This is a genomic window from Psychromonas sp. L1A2, assembly GCF_009828855.1.
Classification (GTDB): Bacteria; Pseudomonadota; Gammaproteobacteria; order Enterobacterales; family Psychromonadaceae; genus Psychromonas.
Genome location: NZ_WUAG01000001.1, coordinates 2,406,370 through 2,428,882 on the forward strand (window position 1 = coordinate 2,406,370; position 22,513 = coordinate 2,428,882).

Consider the following 22,513-nt stretch of genomic DNA (forward strand, 5'->3'; position numbering starts at 1 on the left):
GATAACAGCTGTAAATACAATTCATGACATAGGGAACAAAAATGATTTCACATTTGCGACTTAAAACAACAAAAAATTTAAGCCCATCCATCAACCTGCAAGTTGATGATAATGGTTTTGAATTTGTGGTTATCAATCATAAAAATTTCGACGCTACTTTTTCTCTTCATGGCGCTCATTTAATTCATTTCCAAATCAAACAACAAGCACCGCTTATCTACCTCAGTAAATCTACGCCTTATAATCACAGTAAAGCAATTAGAGGCGGTGTTCCTATTTGTTGGCCATGGTTTGGTAATACTGAAGAAAGTAAAAGTAAAAATTTACCTTCTCATGGATTTGCTCGAATTAGTCAATGGGTATTATCCACTGTTAATGAATATGAAACGGGAGTTGATCTTGAGTTTACATTGACGGCAACAGCTGAGACTAAAGCCATTTGGAATCATGACTTCTCATTGACACTTAAAGCCTCTTTATCTGATCATATTGAATTAAGTTTGGTTACTGATAATACAAGTAACGAAGACTTCACTTATGGTGGTGCGCTTCATACTTATTTGCATGTCGCTAACAGCGGGCTTTGCTCGGTTGAAGGACTTGCCGCTAGCTATAAAGACTCTCTAGATAACGGTAAACGTAAGAATAGCGATCAAATTTTAAATATTAACGGTTCAGTAGACTCAATCTATGATGCAAATGAACAAAAAATTGTAGTTAATGATGAAAGTAATCAGCGTAAGATAGTCATTAATAATGAAGGTAATGACTCAGTTGTTGTGTGGAATCCATGGATAGAGATAGCCAAAAAATTCGTAGATCTACCTGATGATGGCTATAAAACCATGTTATGTGTAGAGTCTGCAATTACCGCTAAACAAGGTGTATTAGTTAAATCAGGATGCTCTCACACACTTAAAACGGTTATAAAATAAATAATAACTTTCATAAATATAAAAATATTCACAAAAATTGAAATAAAAAAATCTATTTTATGAAATAAGGTTATGGAACTAGTTACAGTTAGCTATTGACTTAAGTAAAAAGCTAAAATAGTTCGAGAAATAATAGTTTAATGATGGTTTTCCTTTATTTTATGAGGAATTGCCCTTAATATGCCCTAGTAATTTAATTACTGTGATATTAGTTCAAAAATACAGTATCTTTTTTTAGAAAAACAATTAAGAAACTGTTTTGTGAGCTTATAACTTGACTAACATCAAGTCTTAGGTGCATTTGGCGCTTATAATGATGACAAGTTTAAAAAATCAAACCTCCATAAGGAACAATAAAATGACAATTAAAGTAGGTATTAACGGCTTCGGTCGAATCGGCCGTTTCGTATTCCGTGCAGCATGTGAACGTGCTGATTTCGAAGTTGTTGCAATCAATGACTTAATCGACGTTGAATACATGGCTTACATGCTTAAATATGACTCAACGCACGGTCGTTTCAACGGTACTGTTGAAGTTAAAGACGGTAACCTAATCGTAAACGGTAAAACTGTACGTGTAACTGCTGAACGTGATCCAGCTGACCTTAAATGGGATGCTGTAGATGTAGACGTAGTAGCTGAAGCAACTGGTTTCTTCCTTACTGACGAAACAGCTCGTAAACACATCACAGCTGGTGCGAAGAAAGTTGTTCTTACTGGTCCTTCTGGTGACGTTCCAATGTTCGTTAACGGCGTTAACTTCTCTGAGTACGCTGGTCAAGATATCGTTTCTAACGCTTCTTGTACAACTAACTGTCTAGCTCCTATCGCTAAAGTACTTAACGATAAATGGGGTATTGAATCTGGTCTAATGACTACAGTTCATGCAACTACAGCTACACAAAAAACTGTTGACGGTCCATCTGTTAAAGATTGGCGCGGTGGTCGTGGTGCTTCTCAAAACATCATCCCATCTTCAACTGGTGCTGCTAAAGCAGTAGGTAAAGTAATTCCTGCACTTAACGGTCTACTAACTGGTATGGCTTTCCGTGTACCAACTGCTGACGTTTCAGTTGTTGACTTAACAGTTAACCTTAAAACTGCTGCTACATACGAAGAAATTTGTGCAGAAATGAAACGCGCTTCTGAAAATGAAATGGCTGGTGTTCTTGGTTACACTGAAGATGACGTAGTATCACAAGATTTCATCGGTGAAACTCAAACTTCTGTATTCGATTCAAAAGCTGGTTTGTCACTAACTGACAAATTCGTTAAAGTTGTATCTTGGTACGACAACGAAATCGGTTACTCTAATAAAGTTCTAGACCTAGTTGCTCTTATTTCTAAATAAGTTTAATTAAATAGAATTTATAAAGCCTGCTACATGCAGGCTTTTTTGTGCCTTTAATAAAATACATTAAATGGCATAGCAGAAGAACAACGAAATCGAACTCAGTTAACACCCTAAATAAAGTGCTAGACCTAGTGGCGCTTATTGCTAAATAAGTTTAATTAAATAGAATTTATAAAGCCTGCTACATGCAGGCTTTTTTGTGTCTGTAATAAAATACATTAAATTAAACACATTAAATGGCATGGCAGAAAAACAACGAAATCGAACTAAGTTAACACCCGAAATAAAGTGCTAGACCTAGTGGCGCTTATTGCTAAATAAGTGTAATTAAATAAAATACTTGAAGCCTGCTATATGCAGGCTTTTTTGTACCTGTCATAAAACACATTAAATGACATGGCAGAAGCACAACGAAATCGAACTCAGTTAACACCCTAAATAAATTTAATGCGAAATATAAACAAACATAAAGTTGTGATTATTTATTCAAAAAATGGGTTAATATTTTCCAATAAAACAAAAAAGATCATTCACTATTGTTTATAAAAAACTTATTTAAAATAAACGGTTCAATTTAATTCCCCTTTTATTACTTAAAAACCCTCAAGCTTACTGAAATATAAGCCATTTAACTCTAACGTACCAACACTGACTTTCACTTCTTTGAAGTTAAAAACATGAAATGATAACTGTTACAACTCATCAAAAATAACAATTTCACTTTCACAATCTCGTAACGTCCACTTTAAATAACAAATAATCAACGCCAAAAGAAGAGTTAAACATTAATTAAAGATATTAAGAAGCTAACTTTGCAGAATCGACTTAATTTCAAAGACATTTACTGCAATTGATTCGCTTTTTATGATCAAATTAGCCACAATATAATGACTCAAGCAATAGGTAAAAGAATATGAATCAAGAATCTCCAAGCCTTCTCTGGCACGATTATGAAACTTTCGGATTAAACCCAGGAACGGATCGCCCCTCTCAATTTGCAGGAATTCGTACCGATCTTGATTTGAATGTCATTTCTGAACCTTATCAATGGTATTGCAGACCACCTAATGATTACTTGCCAGCCCCAGAAGCGTGTTTAGTGACAGGTATAACACCGCAATATGCATTGCAACATGGTGAATTTGAAAACCAATTTATATTTAATATATTGCAACAATTTCAACAAAAAAACACTTGTGTCGTTGGCTATAACAACATTCGATTTGATGATGAAGTTACACGCTTTACTTTGTATCGTAATTTTCACGATCCTTATCAAAGAGAATGGCAAAATGGATGTTCTCGTTGGGACATTATTGACATGGTTCGTGCTTGCTATGCACTTAGACCTGATGGAATTGAATGGGTATTTGATGAAAACGATGCACCAAGTTTTAAACTGGAATTATTAACAAAAGCCAACAACATTATTCATCAGCAAGCTCATGATGCTATGTCTGATGTTTATGCAACCATTGCGATGGCAAAATTAATCAAAACCACACATCCAAAATTATATGATTATTGCTATAGTTTGAGACAAAAAAATAAAGTACTAAATGAATTGAAATTAGGCACCTTTACTCCTTTGGTTCATATTTCAGGCATGTTTACTGCAATGCAAGGTTGTTGTTCTTATATTTTACCGATAGCACAACATCCAACAAATAATAACGCAGTCATTGTCCTCGATTTAAATAAAGATATTTCACAATTACTATCGTTAAGTATTGAAGAGATCCAATCATATTTGTACACCGCAACAGATAACTTACCTGAAGGGATCAACCGACCACCGATTAAATTAATCCATATTAATAAGTGCCCTATTGTCGCAAGTGCAAAAACATTAAGTGCCGAACGAGCAAAAGAATTAGGTGTGGAGGCAAAACAATGCCGACAATCTATGGATACTTTTTCAGCTAATAAGCACTTAGTTGAAAAATTAATCGCGGTTTTTGATATAGAATCTAAAAGTAATAAAGAACAGCAACCAGAACAAAAATTATATTCTGGAGGTTTTCCGACAGCCAATGACAAAAATCAAGCAAAAGCGATCACAACTTTGTCACCACAACAGATAGCTGATTACCAAGTTACTTTTGATGATCCTAATTTCAACAATTTATGGTGGCGATACAAAGCAAGGAATTATCCACAAACTTTATCGCTTGAAGAACAACAAAAATGGGCAAGACATAGGGAGGCTTATCTTATTGAACATGTCGATAATTATGTCGCTCGTTTAGAAATACTAGCCATTGAGCATCAGCACAGCCCAGAAAAGATAGAAGTTTTGCAAAAACTGGGACATTACTTAGAATTTTTAACAGGTAATGCATAAAACACACAAAAAATGTTCTATTATAATTTGATTATATTAATCAATCATACTACTAGGGCATGGGATATTTAATGAGGAGCTTACCTGTATTTCGACTATTTGTTTTTATACTATTAAGCTCTTCTATTGTTTCAAGCTTTGCTAAAGACTTACCTAAGAATCAATTACAAATAGACTATCAAAAAAGTTTGAATGGTGTCGATTTATTTGATTATCCTTTTTTGACGGTATATCAAATACCAGATGCAACTTATCAATATCTTAACTCTGCTTTTAGTCGCTTTTATCGAACCGTTTCATTCAATACTTCAATCAAAGACAGTACCTTTGTAAAAAGTAACCAATATGAAATTATTTCAATCCCTTTCATTGAAGCTAACAGCAATTATTTTCAATTTGAATTATTTGGTAAATTATCTGACTCCGAATACAACGTTCGAAGTGAAATGACCAAAAATAATGTTCTTTATCAATATAACGAAAATTCTGAGGTGTTAGATATTTATAACAGTACACTTTCTTTGGGTGCGGGAATAAGTTTTCAAACAACGCCATTTAGTAAAGTGAAAGTTTTATTTTCTAATGAAAGTTTACCCGGTTATGGTAATAGCCAAGCATTAATTGGATTTGAATCTCAGTTTTGAAGCCTCCCAACACCATAAACTATACATAGCTCAAAAACCTATATGGTATAACAAAATTTCACTTCCCCATTTACACACATTGGATATGCTACTATCCATTAATAATTCAAACACCCAACTGATAGGAACAATATTATGAGTAAGATTTTTAGCGATAATTCACAAGCAATCGGTAATACACCTTTAGTACGTTTAAACAACGTGACTACAGGTAATGTATTTGCAAAAATTGAAAGTCGCAACCCAAGCTTCAGTGTGAAATGTCGTATTGGTGCAAACATGATTGCTGCAGCAGAAAAAGATGGCACGTTAACAAAAGATGTTGAATTAGTTGAAGCAACAAGTGGTAATACAGGTATTGCACTTGCGTTTGTAGCAGCTGCTCGTGGTTACAAAATCACACTAACAATGCCAAACACAATGAGTGTTGAACGTCGTAAATTATTAAAAGCATTGGGTGCAAACTTAGTATTGACTGATGGTGCATTAGGTATGAAAGGTGCAATCAACAAAGCCGAAGAACTTGGTGCTTCTGCAACAGGTAAATACTTAGTATTACGCCAATTCGAAAACCCTGCAAATCCACAAATTCATGTAGAAACAACAGGCCCTGAGATCTGGAATGATACTGATGGTGAAATTGATGTTTTTGTTGCGGGTGTTGGTACTGGTGGTACCATTACTGGTGTTAGCCGTTATATTAAAGAAATCCAAGGTAAAGCAATCATCAGTGTGGCTGTAGAGCCAACAGATTCTCCTGTTATTTCACAAACATTAGCAGGTGAAGATGTTAAACCTGGCCCACATAAAATCCAAGGTATTGGCGCTGGTTTTATCCCTAAAAACTTAGATATGTCTCTAATCGATCGAGCAGAACAAGTAAGTAACGAAGATGCGATCAGTATGGCACGACGCCTAATGGAAGAAGAAGGTATTTTAGCGGGTATTTCTTCAGGTGCGGCAGTTGTTGCAGCTGCACGTTTAGCAGCAGAACCAGAATTCAAAGATAAAAATATTGTTGTAATCTTACCAAGTTCAGGTGAGCGTTATTTATCAACCGCGCTTTTTGCAGGTGTTTTTGAAGGTGAAAACTTCGCATAACATCTTTAAAAGGACTTAAAAAAGGTACTTTTTAGTACCTTTTTTTATATAAAATGAAAGTCCAAATTTAAGTATGGTCAAAAAACATGCAAAAACAACAATAATACGTAGTTTTAGCCTTCAAACAGGAGAAAATCGTTGACCTACCTCTCCTTATTTAGGATCATTAAATATGATTTTGGACTTTTCAAAAAAGGCACGTTAAACGCCGATTTACTTGAGTTGAAGCATAATATTTTTGTTAATAAGTATTATCATTTAGACGTCGCTTCTATCTCTCATTTTTAGTGTTTATTATTGTTCATTTTGACAATTCCAATGTCACTCAATAGCAATTTTTATCTATATCAATTAAAATCGCTATCATTAAAAATTCAAATTTATTTAAGGTGTTACCATGTATCAAAAAACAGTAACTATCACAGCTCCAAACGGCCTTCATACTCGTCCTGCTGCTCAATTTGTAAAAGAAGCAAAATCATTTGCATCTGATATCTCAGTTGAAGTTGGAACTAAATCTGCAAGTGCTAAAAGTCTTTTCAAACTACAAACGTTAGGTTTAACTCAAGGCACATCAGTGAACATCAAAGCTGAAGGCGCAGATGAGCAAAAAGCTGTTGATACGCTAGTTGAGTTAATGGCAACATTAGTTTAATTCAAATATCTTTTATAAGATTAAAATTAGTAGTTTAAGGATAGGTTATGATATCTGGCATACTGGCATCCCCTGGTATTACGTTTGCAAAAGCGTTGTTATTACAAGAAGACGAAATTTCTCTCAATACTGAGAAAGTAAGCAATATTGAACATGAAATTACTCGATTTGTTGATGGCAGAACAAAAACTTCAGCTCAACTTGAAATAGTTAAGCAAAAAGCTCTTGAGACATTTGGTGAAGAGAAAGAAGCTATCTTCGAAGGGCATATAATGCTGCTTGAAGATGAAGAGCTTGAAGAAGATATCATCACCTATATGAAAACCAACAAGTGTACAGCAGATTTTGCAATCAATGCGGTTGTAGAAGAGAATGCACAAATGTTGCAAGAACTAGATGACCCTTATTTACGTGAACGTGCAGCTGATTTTCGTGATATCGGTAATCGTTTGTTAAAAAATGTTTTAGGCATCGAATTAGTTAACTTAAGCGATATTTCAGAAGAAGTTATTTTAATTGCAAATGATTTAACACCCTCTGAAACAGCACAAATTAACCTTGATAAAGTATTAGGCTTTATTACTGATATTGGTGGTCGTACTTCTCACACATCAATAATGGCACGTTCGTTAGAAATTCCAGCAATTGTTGGAACAAATGATATTACTAAATGTGTTAAAAATGGTGATATGGTTGTTCTTGATGCTATCAATAACAAAATCATCATTAACCCAAGCAAAATTCAACTAGCTGAAGCAAAATCAATTCGTGATGATTTCTTAAATGAAAAAGCTGAACTGGCTAAATTAAAAGATCTTCCAGCAACAACGCTAGATGGTCATCAAGTTGAAATAGGCTCAAACGTCGGCTCAGTTAAAGACACTGATGGCGCTAAACGTAACGGAGCTGAATGTGTTGGTTTATACCGCACAGAATTCCTGTTTATGGATAGAGACCAACTACCTACTGAAGATGAGCAATTTGTTGCTTACAAAGACGTAGTTGAAGCGATGGAAGGAAAATCTTGTATTATTCGTACCATGGATATTGGTGGCGATAAAGATCTACCTTATTTAAATCTCCCTACAGAATTAAACCCATTTTTAGGATGGCGTGCGATCCGTATTTGTTTCGACCGTCCTGAAATAATGAATCCACAATTGCGAGCTCTTTTACGTGCCTCTGCATTTGGTAAAATTCGTATCATGTTCCCTATGATCATTTCAGTTGAAGAAATTCGTAAATTGAAAGACATTTTAGAGACGTTGAAAGCAGAGTTGACTGAAGAAAATGTTGCTTATGATGAGAGCATTGAAATTGGTGTTATGATTGAAACTCCAGCAGCTGCTGCAATTGCACATCATTTAATTAAAGAAGTAGATTTCTTTAGTATTGGCACTAACGATTTAACACAGTACACACTAGCGGTTGACCGTGGTAATGAGTTAATTTCAGACCTTTACAATCCATTAACGCCATCTGTATTAACCATCATCAAATCAGTGATTGATGCTTCTCATGCTGCTGGTAAATGGACAGGTATGTGTGGTGAGCTAGCGGGTGATGAACATGCAACATTGCTATTGTTAGGTATGGGATTAGATGAGTTCTCTATGAGTGCAATCTCAATACCAACCGTTAAAAAGATAATTCGTAGTACTACTTTTGCAGATGCGAAAGAATTAGCAGATAAAGCACTTTCTATGGCAACCGCTGCAGAAATCGAAGCTCTAGTTAACGACTTCAATCATGCTAAAGGTATTAGTTAACTAATTGATAAAAAGGTAATATCAAATTAAATATTACCTTTTTGTTTTATTCTATTAAAAATTTGGAGTTTACTAATATGGGTTTTTTTGATTCATTAAAAAAAGCAGTCACAGGCAATACACAAACAGCAAATACTATTGATATCATTGCTCCTCTTTCTGGTGAAATTGTTGCAATCGAAGATGTGCCAGATGTTGTTTTTGCAGAAAAGATTGTTGGTGACGGTATTGCGATACGTCCAACTGGCAATAAAATGGTTGCTCCTTGTGATGGTGAAATTGGCAAAATTTTTGAAACAAACCATGCATTTTCAATAGAATCTGATACTGGCATTGAATTATTTGTACATTTTGGTATTGATACTGTTGAGTTAAAAGGTGAAGGTTTCACTCGTATTGCTCAAGAAGGCCAAAAAGTTAAAGCTGGCGATACCATTATTGAATTTGATCTTGCTTTTTTAACTGAAAAAGCGAAATCTATTTTAACACCTGTTGTTATTTCAAATATGGATGAAATTAAAGAATTACAAAAAATGTCTGGTACTGTTGAAGTTGCTACTGACGTTGTTCTTAAAATCATCAAATAATAATGCTATTGCATTAGTATTTAAGAGTCGCTGATGCGACTCTTTTACTTTGTAAAGACCTCGCTTAAATTTTTCTTCTTGACCCTTTTCTTGCTACAATTAATTATTCTTTTTATTTCAATTTGTAAGCACCTATCATGACAACAATAATGTACGGTATCCCTAATTGCGATACGATAAAAAAAGCCCAAAAATGGCTTAATGAAAATAACATTCCATTTAGCTTCCATGACTATCGTAAAGATGGTTTAGATGAGCAATTACTCGCACAGATGTACACGACATCAAACTGGGATCAGCTACTCAACAAACGTAGTACGAGCTATCGTGCACTAACTGATCAGCAAAAAGAAACACTTGATGAAAATACAGTTAGCCCATTATTTATCGAATTTCCTACATTAATAAAACGTCCTGTTGTAGTTCATCAAGGTGTTGCTATTGTCGGATTTAATATTAAAAACTATCAACAATTTTTTGCAGTATAAGGAAGTACAATGACACATTCGCCTGTCGTAACATTATTACAAGATTTAATCAGTCGACGTTCCGTAACACCTGAAGATGCTGGATGCCAAGACTTGCTTATTGCTCGTTTAGAAAAACTAGGCTTTGTATGTGAAACCATGGAATTTGAAGACACCTTAAATTTATGGGCTAGAAAAGGCACTGAAGCACCTTTATTCTGTTTTGCAGGACACACAGACGTTGTACCGACCGGTCCAGAAAGCAAATGGGATACACCGCCTTTTGAACCCACTATTATTGATGGTATGTTATATGGGCGTGGTGCTGCAGACATGAAAAGTGGTATTGCTGCTTTCATGATTGGTCTAGAAGCATTTATTGAAGAGCATAAAGATCATAAAGGTTCTATCGCTCTATTGATAACAAGTGATGAAGAAGGACCATTTATTAATGGTACAACACGTGTTATTGATGTTCTAGAAGCTAGAAATGAAAAAATAGATTATTGCATTGTTGGTGAACCATCAAGCACAGGTCATGTGGGTGATATCATTAAAAATGGTCGTAGAGGTTCATTAACAGCTGATATTACTTTTAAAGGAACACAAGGTCATGTTGCCTATCCACACCTGGTTAACAACCCTATCCATCTTGCGGCTCCTGTACTAACTGAACTTGTTCAAACTGAATGGGATAAAGGTAATCAATACTTTCCAGCAACGAGCTTTCAAATCACTAACTTTAATTCAGGTACTGGTGCGAGCAATGTTGTACCCGGTGATGCTGTAGTTCAATGTAACTTTCGTTACTCTACCGAATTAACCGCTGATATGTTGACAGAGAAAGTTGAAACTATCCTTAATAAAGCTGGATTTGAATACGATATAAAGTGGACTTACAACGGACAACCATTTATCACTGAACCAGGTTCATTAACTGATGCAGTTGCACAAGCTATTCTATCGACCAATGGTATCACTACAGAGCTTTCAACGAGTGGTGGCACTTCTGATGCACGCTTTATTGCACCTACAGGAGCGCAGGTGGTTGAATTAGGCCCAATCAATGCCACAATACATAAAGTGAATGAATCGACTAATATCGCACAGTTAGACGAGCTAGTAGACATCTTTAAATTAACACTTAAAAACCTACTTGCATGACATCGATTGCCATGACGCCGATGCAATTGACGGGTCAAGTGCAAACTCACCTTGTTGAGTTTGCACCTAACAGACTGCTACATAAACAAGTTATTGCTGACTTCACTGCCCTTCAACAGGCAGCTAAGCAACAAGGTTTTACGTTGCATGTTGCTAGTGCATTTCGTAGCTTTGAACGTCAATTACATATTTGGAACAATAAGTATTCGGGTGTCACGGCTATTTTGGATAAAAATGAAAAACCTATCAATATTAAAAACATAAGTGAAGTAGAGAAACTTTATAAATTGTTGCATTGGTCTGCTCTTCCCGCTGCGAGCCGCCATCATTGGGGAACAGATATTGATGTTTATGATCCGACATTGTTGCCCCCGAATCAGTCTTTACAGCTACAAAAAAATGAATACTTAAATGGCGGTTATTTTTCAGAATTAACAGAGTGGTTAGGTAATAATATTCAACAGTTTGGCTTTTATCGACCTTATCAACACGACCAAGGCGGTGTTGCACAAGAGCCTTGGCACATCAGTTATTTCCCGTTAGCAGATGAATTTTTATCACAATTAGATTTAAATATTATTTCAAGTACGCTAAAGCAACATCCAGTGTTAGGTAATTCGCTAATTCAACAAGAGTTGCCTATCATATATAAACAATATATTTGCAACATTAATGCACGCTAAATGTTCACTAAAGGAATAATTATGTCTGAACGTCGTAAATTTTCGCGTATAAAGTTCCAATGTCATTGCTCGCTTATTTTTGATGGAAAAATTCCAGCACATGATTTTGATGCATCACTAGTTGATATTTCACTCAATGGCGCATTAATTGCTGTAACAACCCTTTCCCCAAATGTTATTCACGAACAGGTTCAGATAAATCTAATACTTGAAGGATCTGATGTACAACTATTATTAAATGGCATAGTTTGCCATCAACAAGAGCTGTTATTAGGTATTCAATTTACTACGATTGAATTAGAAACAATGACCCATTTAAAACGTATCATTGAGCTTAATTTAGCTGATAATGACGAGATGCACAGAGAGTTTGAACAACTCATTGAAATGTATATCGCAGAAAGTTAACGCGGTTCCAAAGGCTTTATCGCCACACTAAAATAAAGTAATTATTATAAAATGTGCAGCATAAACTTCACATTATAAAAAATGACCAATAATGAAAGTACAATATAGTGAACTAGCCATGTTAAAGCGCTAGTTCACTGATCAGTGTGAATATTAGTCTTTAAAGTTATTAAATTGAAAGCCCATTCCTAGATCACATTCCTTAACTAAACGCATCGCTTGTTGTAAATCATCACGTTTTTTACCTGTTACACGTAACTGATCACCTTGAATAGAAACTTGTACTTTAATTTTGCTATCTTTGATCTGTTTTACCAATTTTTTAGCTGTTGGCTGATCAACACCTACTTTAAATTTAACATTTTGAGACCAAAACTTACCCGATTGATCACATTTTTCTGCATCCATAGCGCGCGTATCAACACCACGTTTAGCTAAGTTTGCACGTAACATGTCACGTAATGCATTGATTTGCATATCTGCTTCTGCTTCTATTTTGACCACTTCTTTATTAAGTGCTATAGATGCTTTTACACCACGAAAGTCATAACGAGTACCAAGCTCACGGCTAGTGTTATCAACAGCATTTTTTACTTCTATCAAATCGATTTCTGAGACAATATCAAATGAAGGCATTTTTATTCCTTAATAAACAGTTTAAAATAATATCAGACGAATTTACCAGAAAACGGCCCAATCATCTATCCATACACTCTACTTTGTTGCTTGTATCTTATAATACAAATTAGCATAATGAAGAGACTAGCTAATCGCGAGATATAAACAACCAACTAAACGGTCTAATAATAAGCGAACAAGTGAGTAAATAAGTCAGTTAATAAATAATATAGAGGATTATATGATTCAGATTATTGGTGCAGGTGCGATTGGTTGCTTATGGTTAGCAAAACTACATCAATCTGGATATCCATGTCATCTCGTTTCTCGCCCTAGTACTAAATGCCTTCAACAACAATTATATTTTACTGACTTACAAGGTCAACAACATCAATTTGCTATTTCACATAGTCAGCAATTATTAACAGCAAAGGTAGATGAGCAACAAAGCACTATATTAGTTTGTGTTAAAGCGCCTCAAGTGCTTTCTGCTTTACTCAATCAACAGCAGTATATAAGCCCTCATCAAGTTATTATCTTAATGCATAATGGTTATGGTTGTGCAGAAGAAGTAAAACAACACTTTCCTGAGAACTCTATCATTTGCGCAACCACTGCAAACGCAAGCTTATTAAATAGTCCATTGAATGTGACTCATACTGGCATAGGACCTAGTTATTTCGGTGTTTTTCAATCAACTGATAAACTCACTATTATTGATAATAATTTAAAACAATACCTTGAGCCTTTGCAAAATGTAATGGCAGACGTATATTGGACCGAGAAAATCCTTGAGAAATGTTGGCTCAAGTTAATCATTAATGCGGCTATTAACCCACTTACGGCGATCCATCAAATTACAAATGGTCAATTACAAGCATCACAATACGAAGCTTTAATTCAACCTTTAGTATTAGAAGCATTTGGTATTGCAGAAGCTGAGCGGATTGATTTTGAATTAACCGAATTACAACAAACTGTTTCAAATGTTATTACCGCAACAGCTGGAAATTATTCATCAATGAATAGGGATATTTTTTACGGTAGGGAGACTGAAATTGAATATATCAATGGTTACCTTATAAAAAAAGCGCAACAACATAACATTGCAACGCCTATTTTAAGTGATTTATACCAACAAATTAAAGTGTTGGAGAATCGCTAATTAACTGCTGTAAATATTCATTCATACGACTATTTAGTTTATCTTGTAATCGAGGTGTTAATAATTCTTTTTGTTTAGAAGATACTTTAACTGGCCATCTTTTACGACTAATCACTTGGTCATTCTCTGTAATGGTTAACTCATAACTACCACGTAACCAATGCCATGCATCAATATAGGCAGGCTTAATCATATCCATCTTTGCTGATATTCGTAATGGCGATTCGTCCACTACTGTGACACCTAAACGAGATAGCCCAGCCTCAAGTGAGGACTGTTGAGACTCAATATCAGCTTCTACACTGACTTTTAATGATGCCAATTGTTGTCTAATTAATTGTTCTATTTTTTCACTTGAAATATCAACGGGAATACCACTACCACTAATATAATTAAGTTGTAAGTCAGCCATTTTACGTGTTATTTGTATATCTCTTGCTGATCTAAGAGCATTAACAGCAACAATTGAATTAGGTGCAACGTTAATACTATAGTCTATTAACTCAGCCGTTTGCTCGTCTAAATCTATAATTGATTCCGTTAAGTTTTGTGCTGCGCTAATGCGATGCAAAACAGCAAGTGCATAATATTCACCTGTAGGACTTAACCAACTTTCTTTTATTTCTACTCCCTGAATTGCCTGCTCACTTTCCGTTTCAATATTTCTATGCAAAGTACTTGAGCTTTCCATTGTCACCCCAAGCACGCTTTCTTCCTTCACTGCTTCTGTTAATGTTTTTGTTTCCGCTTTTACATTAACGGAGAAGATCTCAACTAAATTTACAATCGCGTTTTTTGAAGCACGAGTGCGATTTGAAGCTTCACCTACTGCAGTTAAATAAACTTGGCTAGGATATTTATTCTGAGCATGGTCAATCCAATCTGGTCGTTCTGTTTCAGCCTTTTCTTCATTTGTTGGTGCTGCACACGCACTTAGTAAAAACAACGACAATAAAATAGGTAATGCTAATGTTATTTTTTTCATACTGATTCCTTAGCTTTTTTAATTTTTTAGATTCGTTAATACTTTTTACTTGTTAATGATCATTAATTAACACGAAATGTTATTGTTGGTAATGGAAAACTTTATTGTTGGTAATGGAAAATTTTATCAGATAAACCAGTTGCCAAAATAACATGTTGTTTGCCTTGATTTAAATTGACTGGGCTCTCACTTTGGTTGTTCGTTGAAATAGCAATATTATCAAAGCTTGTTTCTAAATAACCAAACTGTACGGTTGCTGGTAGCATATTCCAACTACGAAGATCGGCTACTTCACTTAAAAGAGTCGCAAGATTTAATAAAGCCCCTAACAACGGATCTTTTTTCTGTGCTTCTTCTACTAATTTGTATTTTGTAACGGCACGAGTTGTCGTGAGTAATAAAATAGAAGGATATTCTTTATCTAAATCTTCTCTTGCTAAGGTATCAATATTTTCAATTAAGGCACTATTTACTCTATGTATACCATCACTAATATTTGCTTGTTGCTGCAATATTCTTGTATTTGGGTAACCAGGTACAGAGACTCTAATTAACTGTCTACCATTAAAGCTGGGCACAACTATGCTGCGCTGTTCTTTATTAGAGACCACACCATTAAAATATAAGATAAAGACTTGTTTATTTAAGTTAGTTTTTTTTGCAAGGCTAGGATATAGATTACTGTAACGATCGTACTCTTGGTCATTTCCCATCTTTTTACTTGCACGAAGCAAACCTAACTTTAGACCTTCGGGTAATGCTATTTCACGTTTATTAAGTATATTTTCTGTTAATTGATAGCTAATAAATGCGTCTGACCGTTCATCTAATAGCTCATAAATAATGGCAGATAACAAATGTGTACTTGCTAATTGACCGCTCAGGTCTTCACCTTCTGACAGCTTTTTCATTTCAACATCTGCTTGCAACATTTCAATACGTGCACCTTCAATATCCTGGTTAAATAGATAACTTAAAGCCAACATATTGTGAACCATCACACGGTCTAATGGATAACCGCTATAACGTCTTAAGGTTTCATTGACAGTACCCGCTGCGACATTTTCTGTGATAGAAATAGCAGACAATAATTGCATTTCTTTATTCGCGGTAGATAAAGATTCTATGGCAGATGTAAACTCACCAGATAACAATTGTAGATAGCCTAGGTTAAGATAATACTGAGCAATATCACTGGTATCGGGTTTATTCTCTTGTAGGATAGAAAGGATATGTTCAGGACTTGTTTGTCTTAGCTCATTAGCCAGTTTATTGTTATTTTGTTGGGCAACACAGCCCGTTAGTAATAATAAAAGAACAATAAGCAATTTGTGCATAATAATTCCACTTTAAATAAAATAGGCCCGTATTCGAGCCTATTGATAGTGTGCTTAAACACACTACATATCAGTTATATGCTTATAGACGAAGTTTACTGTTTTTAATCAGCTTTTTAATTTTCTTCTCACCAACCCAAACTTTACGATTATCTTTAAGACTAATTAACTCTAAGTTAACTTGGTAATAACGAACTTGTGTTGTGCCATCGACATCAACAATCGTATTGATTTGACCTTGCATAATATAATCTGCACCGTATTCTTGGCCTGCTTCTTTGCGCGTTGCTTCTGTTGCATTTAAATCTTGGTCTGCACGTTCATCTCGAATTTCTTGACGATTAGCAGAACTTGCAACAAATTGAACTTCACCTGAATTTATTAACTCGCGCTCCATATTGGCAACAAACGTATTAGTATTAATATGTTCATGGCTTAAGTTTTTAACGCGTCCCACTATCACAACAGGATCTTTACCTTCGCTTTGTACAAACTTTGAGATCCAAGTACGAGATAAAGAATCTTCAATCATTTCACGAGCCACAAGCTGTGAATCGGTATCGTTCCAAGCTCCACTCAAATCAATTTGCTCTTGCGCATCTAAGCGTTCAACTGATGTAGAACAAGCTGACAGCATTAAAGTCGCTGCGACTGCAAGCCAAAAACTAGACTGTATTTTCATCGTAAACTCCACTTATAAAAGAAAAATAACAAAAGTAAGGCATTAACCTTACTCTAAAGTTCTGAAATTATTAAACTTACCCCATTAGCTTAGGCAATTAATTTACCTAGGGTTTTCCCACCTAACAAATGCAAGTGGATATGATAGACCTCTTGTCCCCCATCGCTATTACAATTCATAATTAAACGATAACCAGACTCTGCAATGCCTTCTTGCTTAGCCAGTTGCTTAGCAACGGTATACATTTTGCCAATTAAAAACTCATCTTCAACTTCAATATCATTTGCTGTTGCAATCAGTTTATTGGGAATAATTAAAATATGCACTGGAGCTTGTGGTGAAATATCACGAAAAGCAGTAACGTATTGATCTTGATAAAGGATATCCGATGGGATCTCTTTATCAATTATTTTTCTAAAAATCGTTTCTTCTGGCATTTTAAAACCTCAGTATTAATTTCAATTTTAACAAGTAAAGCAATGTCTTATAAAAGCATCATAGCAAATCACTACAACACAAGCACGATTCCATATTTAAGTGATGAAAACCTAAATCATTAAAGTTCTACAATCGCACCTTTACCAATACCTTCGTATGCATACACTGTTACGCTGTTATCACCCTCTTCCTGTTTAATGGTTTCACAGATAAAGCGAGCTAATTCCTCTACTGTTGTATCATTATCAAGTACTTCACAACGACTTGCTGGCATTAATAGTTCAAAGTAACCTTGCGGAGCATGATAAGCAGAACAATGCATTGGTACATTTGATTTAGCAGTAATAAAGGATAGTTCACTACGATCTATCACATCACTTGTGCTTGCTAAGTAAATGTCAGACCAACGTTTAGCCCATTTTTCAACCCATAACTCGCTGTATTCACCATTTATAAAAATATCAATTTTAGAACGGTGACCATGTGCGATACGTTGGCAATTGCCATTATGCTTTTTTAGTCCATGTGTATAGTGATAATACGGCGTGGTAATCTGTTCAGGTCGTAATGCAATACTTAACCCCGTCACATTGTCTGGTAGCTTTTTTAATATCACTTTTTCTAGGTAACTGGCTAACAGACTTGTCGTAATATCTTCACTGTCTAATAAACAATAAGCTTCATGAGGACTTTTTAATTGAATAACACTATTGTCATTAAGTACATAATCCACTTGTGTTCGATCTTCTTCAAATGTCACAGTACAGTTAGGAGCGGCTTGTGGTACTAACAGTTTATGATCGACTTCTGAATCTATAATCGCTTTAATTTGTTTTTTAACCAGTGCAAAATCTAAAATCATAGATTGCTCATTTAACTGGCCATCTAATACCACATCAACTTGATAACTATCTCCTACAAAACCACGTTTTGCATCTAAGTAAGTTGAATCAATAACCGTTAAGTCACGTACAAATAATTTCATTTTTAATCTCTTATCTATTGTAATTAAGCGACTTAATCTTTCTTACTTAACCTTTCTTATTAGGCTAATTAAGTAGCTCAACGACAACAATGAATTAAATCGGTTAATTAAAATGGCGCTTTGCCATCATCCGATATTGTTTCTGTAATAACGTGTTCACCAGATTCAATTAAGGCATCACGTTTAAGTTGTTCACGTAAATTAGGCGGTATACCTTGAATGGTCAGCGTATCGGATGCTTCATCATATTTAATAGAAGAACCTAAATGTTTTTGGTCAAAGCTGATATTCATGCCTCCTCCTGTGCCAACATATTTAGTTAATTTACGCATCAATGTTCTATCAGCTGGAAAATTTTCTTCTAGTTGATAATCTTCACTCACAAAATCATAAAAACTGCCTTCTAAATCTGAAGTACTTTGAAACTCTTCTGATAGTGCCGACAAATCAATATCTTCACCCTCTTTTAATTGCTCTTTACAGTAATTAGAGGTCACTTCTCGTACTGCTTGTTTTTGTTCTGTTGGCAACTCTTGTTTTTCACAAAACTCTTCTACGGCTTTTAATAAACCTTCATTTTGTACTTTTGCATCAAAACCTTCTTTAGCGCCCATGAAATCAAGGAAAAAATCTGAAACTTTACGACCTACACGTCCTTTAATAAATGAGATATAACGATTGGCTTCAGGATCACGCTTTAACAACGTTAAATCGATACGTGCCACTAATTGGATCTTACTTGTTTCAATGTGCTGACTGACTTGCAGCTCTAAATCTTCATTTACACTGATCGATTGATTATTTTGTAATAATGCAATTAATAAATAGTCGCTAGTTGTCCAAGTATATTTACTAATCAGCAATACACCTTCTTCTGCAAAGTCATGCTCTTTTAATTCATCAACAAGACGCCCTGCTGCTTGTTGAGAAAAACCAACGAAATCTAACTCACCATTTAACTCTTCAGTTAACGCACGTTGGAATAGTTGGGATTTTTCACCTTCATTAGCAAAATAGGCAAACGCTTTATTCGATTTACTTTGGTAACTTCGGTGTAAATCCATCACAAGTTGTTCAATAGAAGGTGAAATAGGTAATTCACCTTCGCGCATTTTACATTTTAAGACGCCTTCACTGTTGTAATTCAAAGAGTGTAAAATAATGTTAGTAGCGGAAACGTTCATAGAAAAATGACCTTGTTGGAAGCGAAAAAACTTAATTGACAAATTATACACACAGCAAAGGATCTTGAAACAGGAAATATTAGGTTAATTATCTGATCAACTTTTAAAATTCGCGTTGTTAAGTGATTGGTATAATAATATGAGTGCGGTATCATAACGCAATTATTATTCCTTACATTAGAAGTTTATTATGCCAATTCAATCAAAGTACTCTAGCCAGAAAATCGAATCTATCCTTGACCAAGTAATGGAAGTATTACATGAAAATGATGTGTCAGTAGATTTGAGCTTAATGATACTTGGTAACAGCATTACACATGTTATCAATAGTCAGGTACCAACCTCTCAACGTAAAGCCATTAGCGACAAATTTGTAAAAGCATTAAGTGCTTCTATCAATTTAAAAGATAAATAAAGCAGATGGTTGAAACGGGTCATAAATTTCACGATAACGTAGCCAAAAAAGTGGCATGGGCGCATTGGTTTACGTTTTTCAATATCGTTGCTATTTCTTTAATTAGCTTACGATATATTGCATATTCAGGATTAGCTGACACGGGGTTAGGCATTACCTATCAATTCGTCAGTTTATTAGGGCATTTTAGTTTTCTTTCCGCCGTTGTATTCGGCATCCTAATATTTCCTTTAGCATTTATTATCTCGAATAATTTATTGTATCGTTTAATTTCCATTTTGATCGCCACCACGGCGATCACTTTCTTAATTGTTGACACACAAATATTCCGACTTTATGAATTTCATCTAAATCCTCTGATCTGGCAATTTTTACAAAAACCAGAACAGGTAGAAGAAATTTATTCAATTAACCTACATTATATTTCGATCCCTATTACCTTCGCGTTAGAAGTTTTTTTCTCACTAATACTGTGGAAAAAAGTACGCAACATACAAGCAAAGCAGATAGGCAAACCGATTGCTTTATTCTTGTTTGCTAGTTTTGTATTGAGTCACCTTGTGTTTATTTGGGCTGATGCAACTCAATATCGACCAATTACTCATCAGAGATCCTTATATCCTCTCTCTTATCCTATGACTGCTCGTACTTTCCTTAAAAAACAAGGTTGGTTAAATGAAGATATTATACAAAAAAGAGAACTTGGGGCTGCTGGTACAAACCAACAAGAACTCAACTATCCGCTTGAGAAGTTGGTTTACTCAAAGAATCCAACCGCAAGCGCTGATAAGAATATATTAATTATTAATATCGAGTCTTTAAGAGCGGACATGCTGAACCCTCAAAACATGCCAAACCTCCAAGCACTAGCTGATCAAGGTATTAATTTTAAAAATCATTTCAGTGGTGCAAATAATAACGAACAAGGTGTATTCAGTCTGTTTTATGGGTTGCCTAATAGTTATTGGTACGGGGTCACTGAGAACCATATACCACCTGTTTTCATGACTAAAATTAACGAAGAAAATCGTCCTATTGGTCTTTTTTCAAGCATAGGTTTTGTGCATCCTAAATTTTTACAAAGTAGCTTTAGTCACTTAAAAGACAAAAACAATGTCTATTATTCAAAAGCACAAAACAACAATCAAGTGATTCAACAATGGGGTGAATGGATAACCTCTCAAAGCAAAACCACTCCTTGGTTTGGTTATGTATATTTAGAACAACAAAACGAACACTTATTTAACCAACCAAGTAAAAAGTCGATCCCACAACAAACAGAACGCTTAGCTTTGTACCAATCACAAGTTAGTACTATTGATAATCAAGTAGCCCGTTTAATTGACAAATTAAAGCAACAAAAACAATATGAAAATACCGTTATTGTCATTACTGGAACACATGGTCAATCGTTTAAAGAGCAGAATACAAATGATGCTTTAATCAGCGGTGCGAATGTGCCAATGGTGTTAATTTGGCCTAATAAAGCCCCTCGAACTATCTATAGAATGACCAGCCATGTAGATATTATCCCAACACTTATGCAGGATATATTTGGTATTGAAAATCAAAGTAATCAATACAGTAGTGGCCATTATTTATTAAAAGACAATGATAGAGAATATGTTTTATCAGGTGACATTAATAATTATATTATCTACGAAGACCGTAAAATCACACAGTTTTCGGGTAATGGAGATATTAATAGTATTGACTGGCAAGGTGAACATATTGAAGCAAATGAACACAATGATAAATTTAACATCACTTTATTAATTGATGTGCTCTCTACTTTACGCCGCTTTAATCAAAACTAATTTAGTGGGTTAAAAATAAGCAGTAAAAAAGCCGATAAGAATAATAATTTTTATCGGCTTTTTTGTATTTAAACTTTAAACTAATGTGACTTTTATCTAAATTTTCTAGCGCATTCTGCTCTTATTCTGATAATAATAGCACCAACAAGTGAGCCTCACTTATTTACGAACATTTTCATTTATTGATTCAAATAACGGCGTTAATTGATTATCACCAAGCCATTTATAACAGTGTGGAGCAACATCAGAACGCTTTTTAATACGATGCTCTTTCTTAGTTCCTAGCATAATAAAAGCAACAGGTTCTTGCTGTTTAGTCAGGCCAAATAACTCATGAACTTGCGTTAGCTCTGCAGCATCGGTGCTATACCAAATAGCTGCGACATCTTCTTGTTCTGCCGCTAGCAAGATATTTTGACATCCTGCTGCTGCCGCTAACACTTGGTCTCTTCTAGACACTGCATGAGGTTCGATGATATCAGCTGAAACCAGTACCACCATTGGTGCATCTTTTAAGTAGTTGGTTAACCGACGAATGCGCGCAGGTTCAATATGGCCAGCATTATCCAGCCAAGCATGACACATTGACTCGCACATACTTGGAACATACTCTGTATCAACGACCACTAAATGCCATGGTTTGATATTGCCATGATCAGGCGCGCTCATTACCGCTTGAAAGATACGTTTTAGTTTTTCACTATCGGGTGCAGGATGCTGCATCTCATGTACATGACATGAACTACGTTGATAAATAAGATCTAATGCTGACACTC

General features: G+C 35.0%; 23 protein-coding genes. 15 read left to right on the forward strand and 8 right to left on the reverse strand.

Annotated elements, in window-relative coordinates:
- Positions 1–41: 41 nt before the first annotated feature.
- The 12 genes from GQR59_RS10155 to GQR59_RS10210 all read left to right on the forward strand — a co-directional run bounded on the left by GQR59_RS10155 (position 42) and on the right by GQR59_RS10210 (position 12,111).
- Positions 42–935, forward strand: coding sequence for a D-hexose-6-phosphate mutarotase (locus GQR59_RS10155; protein WP_160062161.1), 894 nt, complete (start codon positions 42–44; stop codon positions 933–935).
- Between the two features lie 358 nt (positions 936–1,293).
- Complete coding sequence (gene gap / locus GQR59_RS10160; RefSeq protein WP_160062163.1) at positions 1,294–2,286, forward strand: type I glyceraldehyde-3-phosphate dehydrogenase; 993 nt, start codon at positions 1,294–1,296, stop codon at positions 2,284–2,286.
- A 916-nt stretch (positions 2,287–3,202) separates the two neighbouring features.
- Positions 3,203–4,633 (forward strand): exodeoxyribonuclease I, encoded by a 1,431-nt coding sequence (gene sbcB, locus GQR59_RS10165; protein ID WP_160062165.1) that lies wholly within the window; start codon positions 3,203–3,205, stop codon positions 4,631–4,633.
- A 71-nt stretch (positions 4,634–4,704) separates the two neighbouring features.
- Positions 4,705–5,277 (forward strand): hypothetical protein, encoded by a 573-nt coding sequence (locus GQR59_RS10170; RefSeq protein WP_160062167.1) that lies wholly within the window; start codon positions 4,705–4,707, stop codon positions 5,275–5,277.
- A gap of 135 nt (positions 5,278–5,412) precedes the next feature.
- Positions 5,413–6,378 carry a cysteine synthase A gene (cysK, locus tag GQR59_RS10175; RefSeq protein ID WP_160062169.1) on the forward strand — a complete coding sequence of 322 codons (966 nt, stop codon included), beginning with the start codon at positions 5,413–5,415 and terminating at the stop codon, positions 6,376–6,378.
- Between the two features lie 397 nt (positions 6,379–6,775).
- Positions 6,776–7,033, forward strand: coding sequence for an HPr family phosphocarrier protein (locus tag GQR59_RS10180; protein WP_025564234.1), 258 nt, complete (start codon positions 6,776–6,778; stop codon positions 7,031–7,033).
- 47 nt (positions 7,034–7,080) lie between these two features.
- Positions 7,081–8,802, forward strand: a complete 1,722-nt coding sequence (ptsI, locus tag GQR59_RS10185; protein WP_160062171.1) for a phosphoenolpyruvate-protein phosphotransferase PtsI — start codon at positions 7,081–7,083, stop codon at positions 8,800–8,802.
- A gap of 77 nt (positions 8,803–8,879) precedes the next feature.
- Positions 8,880–9,389, forward strand: coding sequence for a PTS glucose transporter subunit IIA (gene crr / locus GQR59_RS10190; protein WP_160062173.1), 510 nt, complete (start codon positions 8,880–8,882; stop codon positions 9,387–9,389).
- 137 nt (positions 9,390–9,526) lie between these two features.
- Entirely contained in the window at positions 9,527–9,877 is a 351-nt protein-coding gene (locus GQR59_RS10195) for an ArsC family reductase (RefSeq protein WP_160062179.1), read from the forward strand.
- A gap of 9 nt (positions 9,878–9,886) precedes the next feature.
- On the forward strand, positions 9,887–11,020 hold the full coding sequence (dapE, locus tag GQR59_RS10200; RefSeq protein ID WP_160062181.1) for a succinyl-diaminopimelate desuccinylase: 1,134 nt from the start codon (positions 9,887–9,889) through the stop codon (positions 11,018–11,020).
- A complete protein-coding gene (locus GQR59_RS10205) occupies positions 11,017–11,703 on the forward strand; it encodes a M15 family metallopeptidase (protein WP_236546712.1) in 687 nt (228 codons plus the stop codon). The genes dapE and GQR59_RS10205 overlap by 4 nt, the downstream gene beginning before the upstream one ends.
- A gap of 21 nt (positions 11,704–11,724) precedes the next feature.
- Complete coding sequence (locus GQR59_RS10210; protein ID WP_160062183.1) at positions 11,725–12,111, forward strand: PilZ domain-containing protein; 387 nt, start codon at positions 11,725–11,727, stop codon at positions 12,109–12,111.
- A gap of 153 nt (positions 12,112–12,264) precedes the next feature.
- On the opposite strand, the gene GQR59_RS10215 is transcribed toward GQR59_RS10210, so the two are convergent.
- Positions 12,265–12,747 carry a YajQ family cyclic di-GMP-binding protein gene (locus tag GQR59_RS10215; RefSeq protein WP_160062185.1) on the reverse strand — a complete coding sequence of 161 codons (483 nt, stop codon included), beginning with the start codon at positions 12,745–12,747 and terminating at the stop codon, positions 12,265–12,267.
- A gap of 223 nt (positions 12,748–12,970) precedes the next feature.
- On the opposite strand from GQR59_RS10215, the gene GQR59_RS10220 reads away from it, so the two are divergent.
- On the forward strand, positions 12,971–13,894 hold the full coding sequence (locus GQR59_RS10220) for a ketopantoate reductase family protein (RefSeq protein WP_160062187.1): 924 nt from the start codon (positions 12,971–12,973) through the stop codon (positions 13,892–13,894).
- Here the strand turns inward: GQR59_RS10220 and GQR59_RS10225 are convergent.
- From GQR59_RS10225 to yejK, 6 genes are all read right to left on the reverse strand, one after another.
- Positions 13,872–14,879, reverse strand: coding sequence for an LPP20 family lipoprotein (locus tag GQR59_RS10225; protein ID WP_160062189.1), 1,008 nt, complete (start codon positions 14,877–14,879; stop codon positions 13,872–13,874). The genes GQR59_RS10220 and GQR59_RS10225 overlap by 23 nt on opposite strands.
- Positions 14,880–14,980: 101 nt before the next feature.
- Entirely contained in the window at positions 14,981–16,216 is a 1,236-nt protein-coding gene (locus tag GQR59_RS10230) for a hypothetical protein (RefSeq protein WP_160062191.1), read from the reverse strand.
- 82 nt (positions 16,217–16,298) lie between these two features.
- Positions 16,299–16,898 (reverse strand): penicillin-binding protein activator LpoB, encoded by a 600-nt coding sequence (locus GQR59_RS10235; protein WP_160062193.1) that lies wholly within the window; start codon positions 16,896–16,898, stop codon positions 16,299–16,301.
- An 89-nt stretch (positions 16,899–16,987) separates the two neighbouring features.
- On the reverse strand, positions 16,988–17,335 hold the full coding sequence (locus tag GQR59_RS10240; RefSeq protein WP_160062195.1) for an HIT domain-containing protein: 348 nt from the start codon (positions 17,333–17,335) through the stop codon (positions 16,988–16,990).
- A 119-nt stretch (positions 17,336–17,454) separates the two neighbouring features.
- On the reverse strand, positions 17,455–18,321 hold the full coding sequence (locus tag GQR59_RS10245) for a 6-carboxytetrahydropterin synthase (RefSeq protein WP_160062197.1): 867 nt from the start codon (positions 18,319–18,321) through the stop codon (positions 17,455–17,457).
- Between the two features lie 107 nt (positions 18,322–18,428).
- Entirely contained in the window at positions 18,429–19,505 is a 1,077-nt protein-coding gene (gene yejK, locus GQR59_RS10250; RefSeq protein WP_160062199.1) for a nucleoid-associated protein YejK, read from the reverse strand.
- Between the two features lie 190 nt (positions 19,506–19,695).
- On the opposite strand from yejK, the gene GQR59_RS10255 reads away from it, so the two are divergent.
- Together GQR59_RS10255 and GQR59_RS10260 are read left to right on the forward strand one after the other, a co-directional pair.
- A complete protein-coding gene (locus GQR59_RS10255; RefSeq protein WP_160062201.1) occupies positions 19,696–19,920 on the forward strand; it encodes a DUF1414 domain-containing protein in 225 nt (74 codons plus the stop codon).
- 5 nt (positions 19,921–19,925) lie between these two features.
- Positions 19,926–21,737, forward strand: a complete 1,812-nt coding sequence (locus GQR59_RS10260; RefSeq protein WP_160062203.1) for a DUF3413 domain-containing protein — start codon at positions 19,926–19,928, stop codon at positions 21,735–21,737.
- A 159-nt stretch (positions 21,738–21,896) separates the two neighbouring features.
- Here the strand turns inward: GQR59_RS10260 and GQR59_RS10265 are convergent, their stop codons facing one another.
- Complete coding sequence (locus tag GQR59_RS10265) at positions 21,897–22,511, reverse strand: nitroreductase family protein (RefSeq protein WP_160062205.1); 615 nt, start codon at positions 22,509–22,511, stop codon at positions 21,897–21,899.
- Positions 22,512–22,513 lie beyond the last annotated feature (2 nt).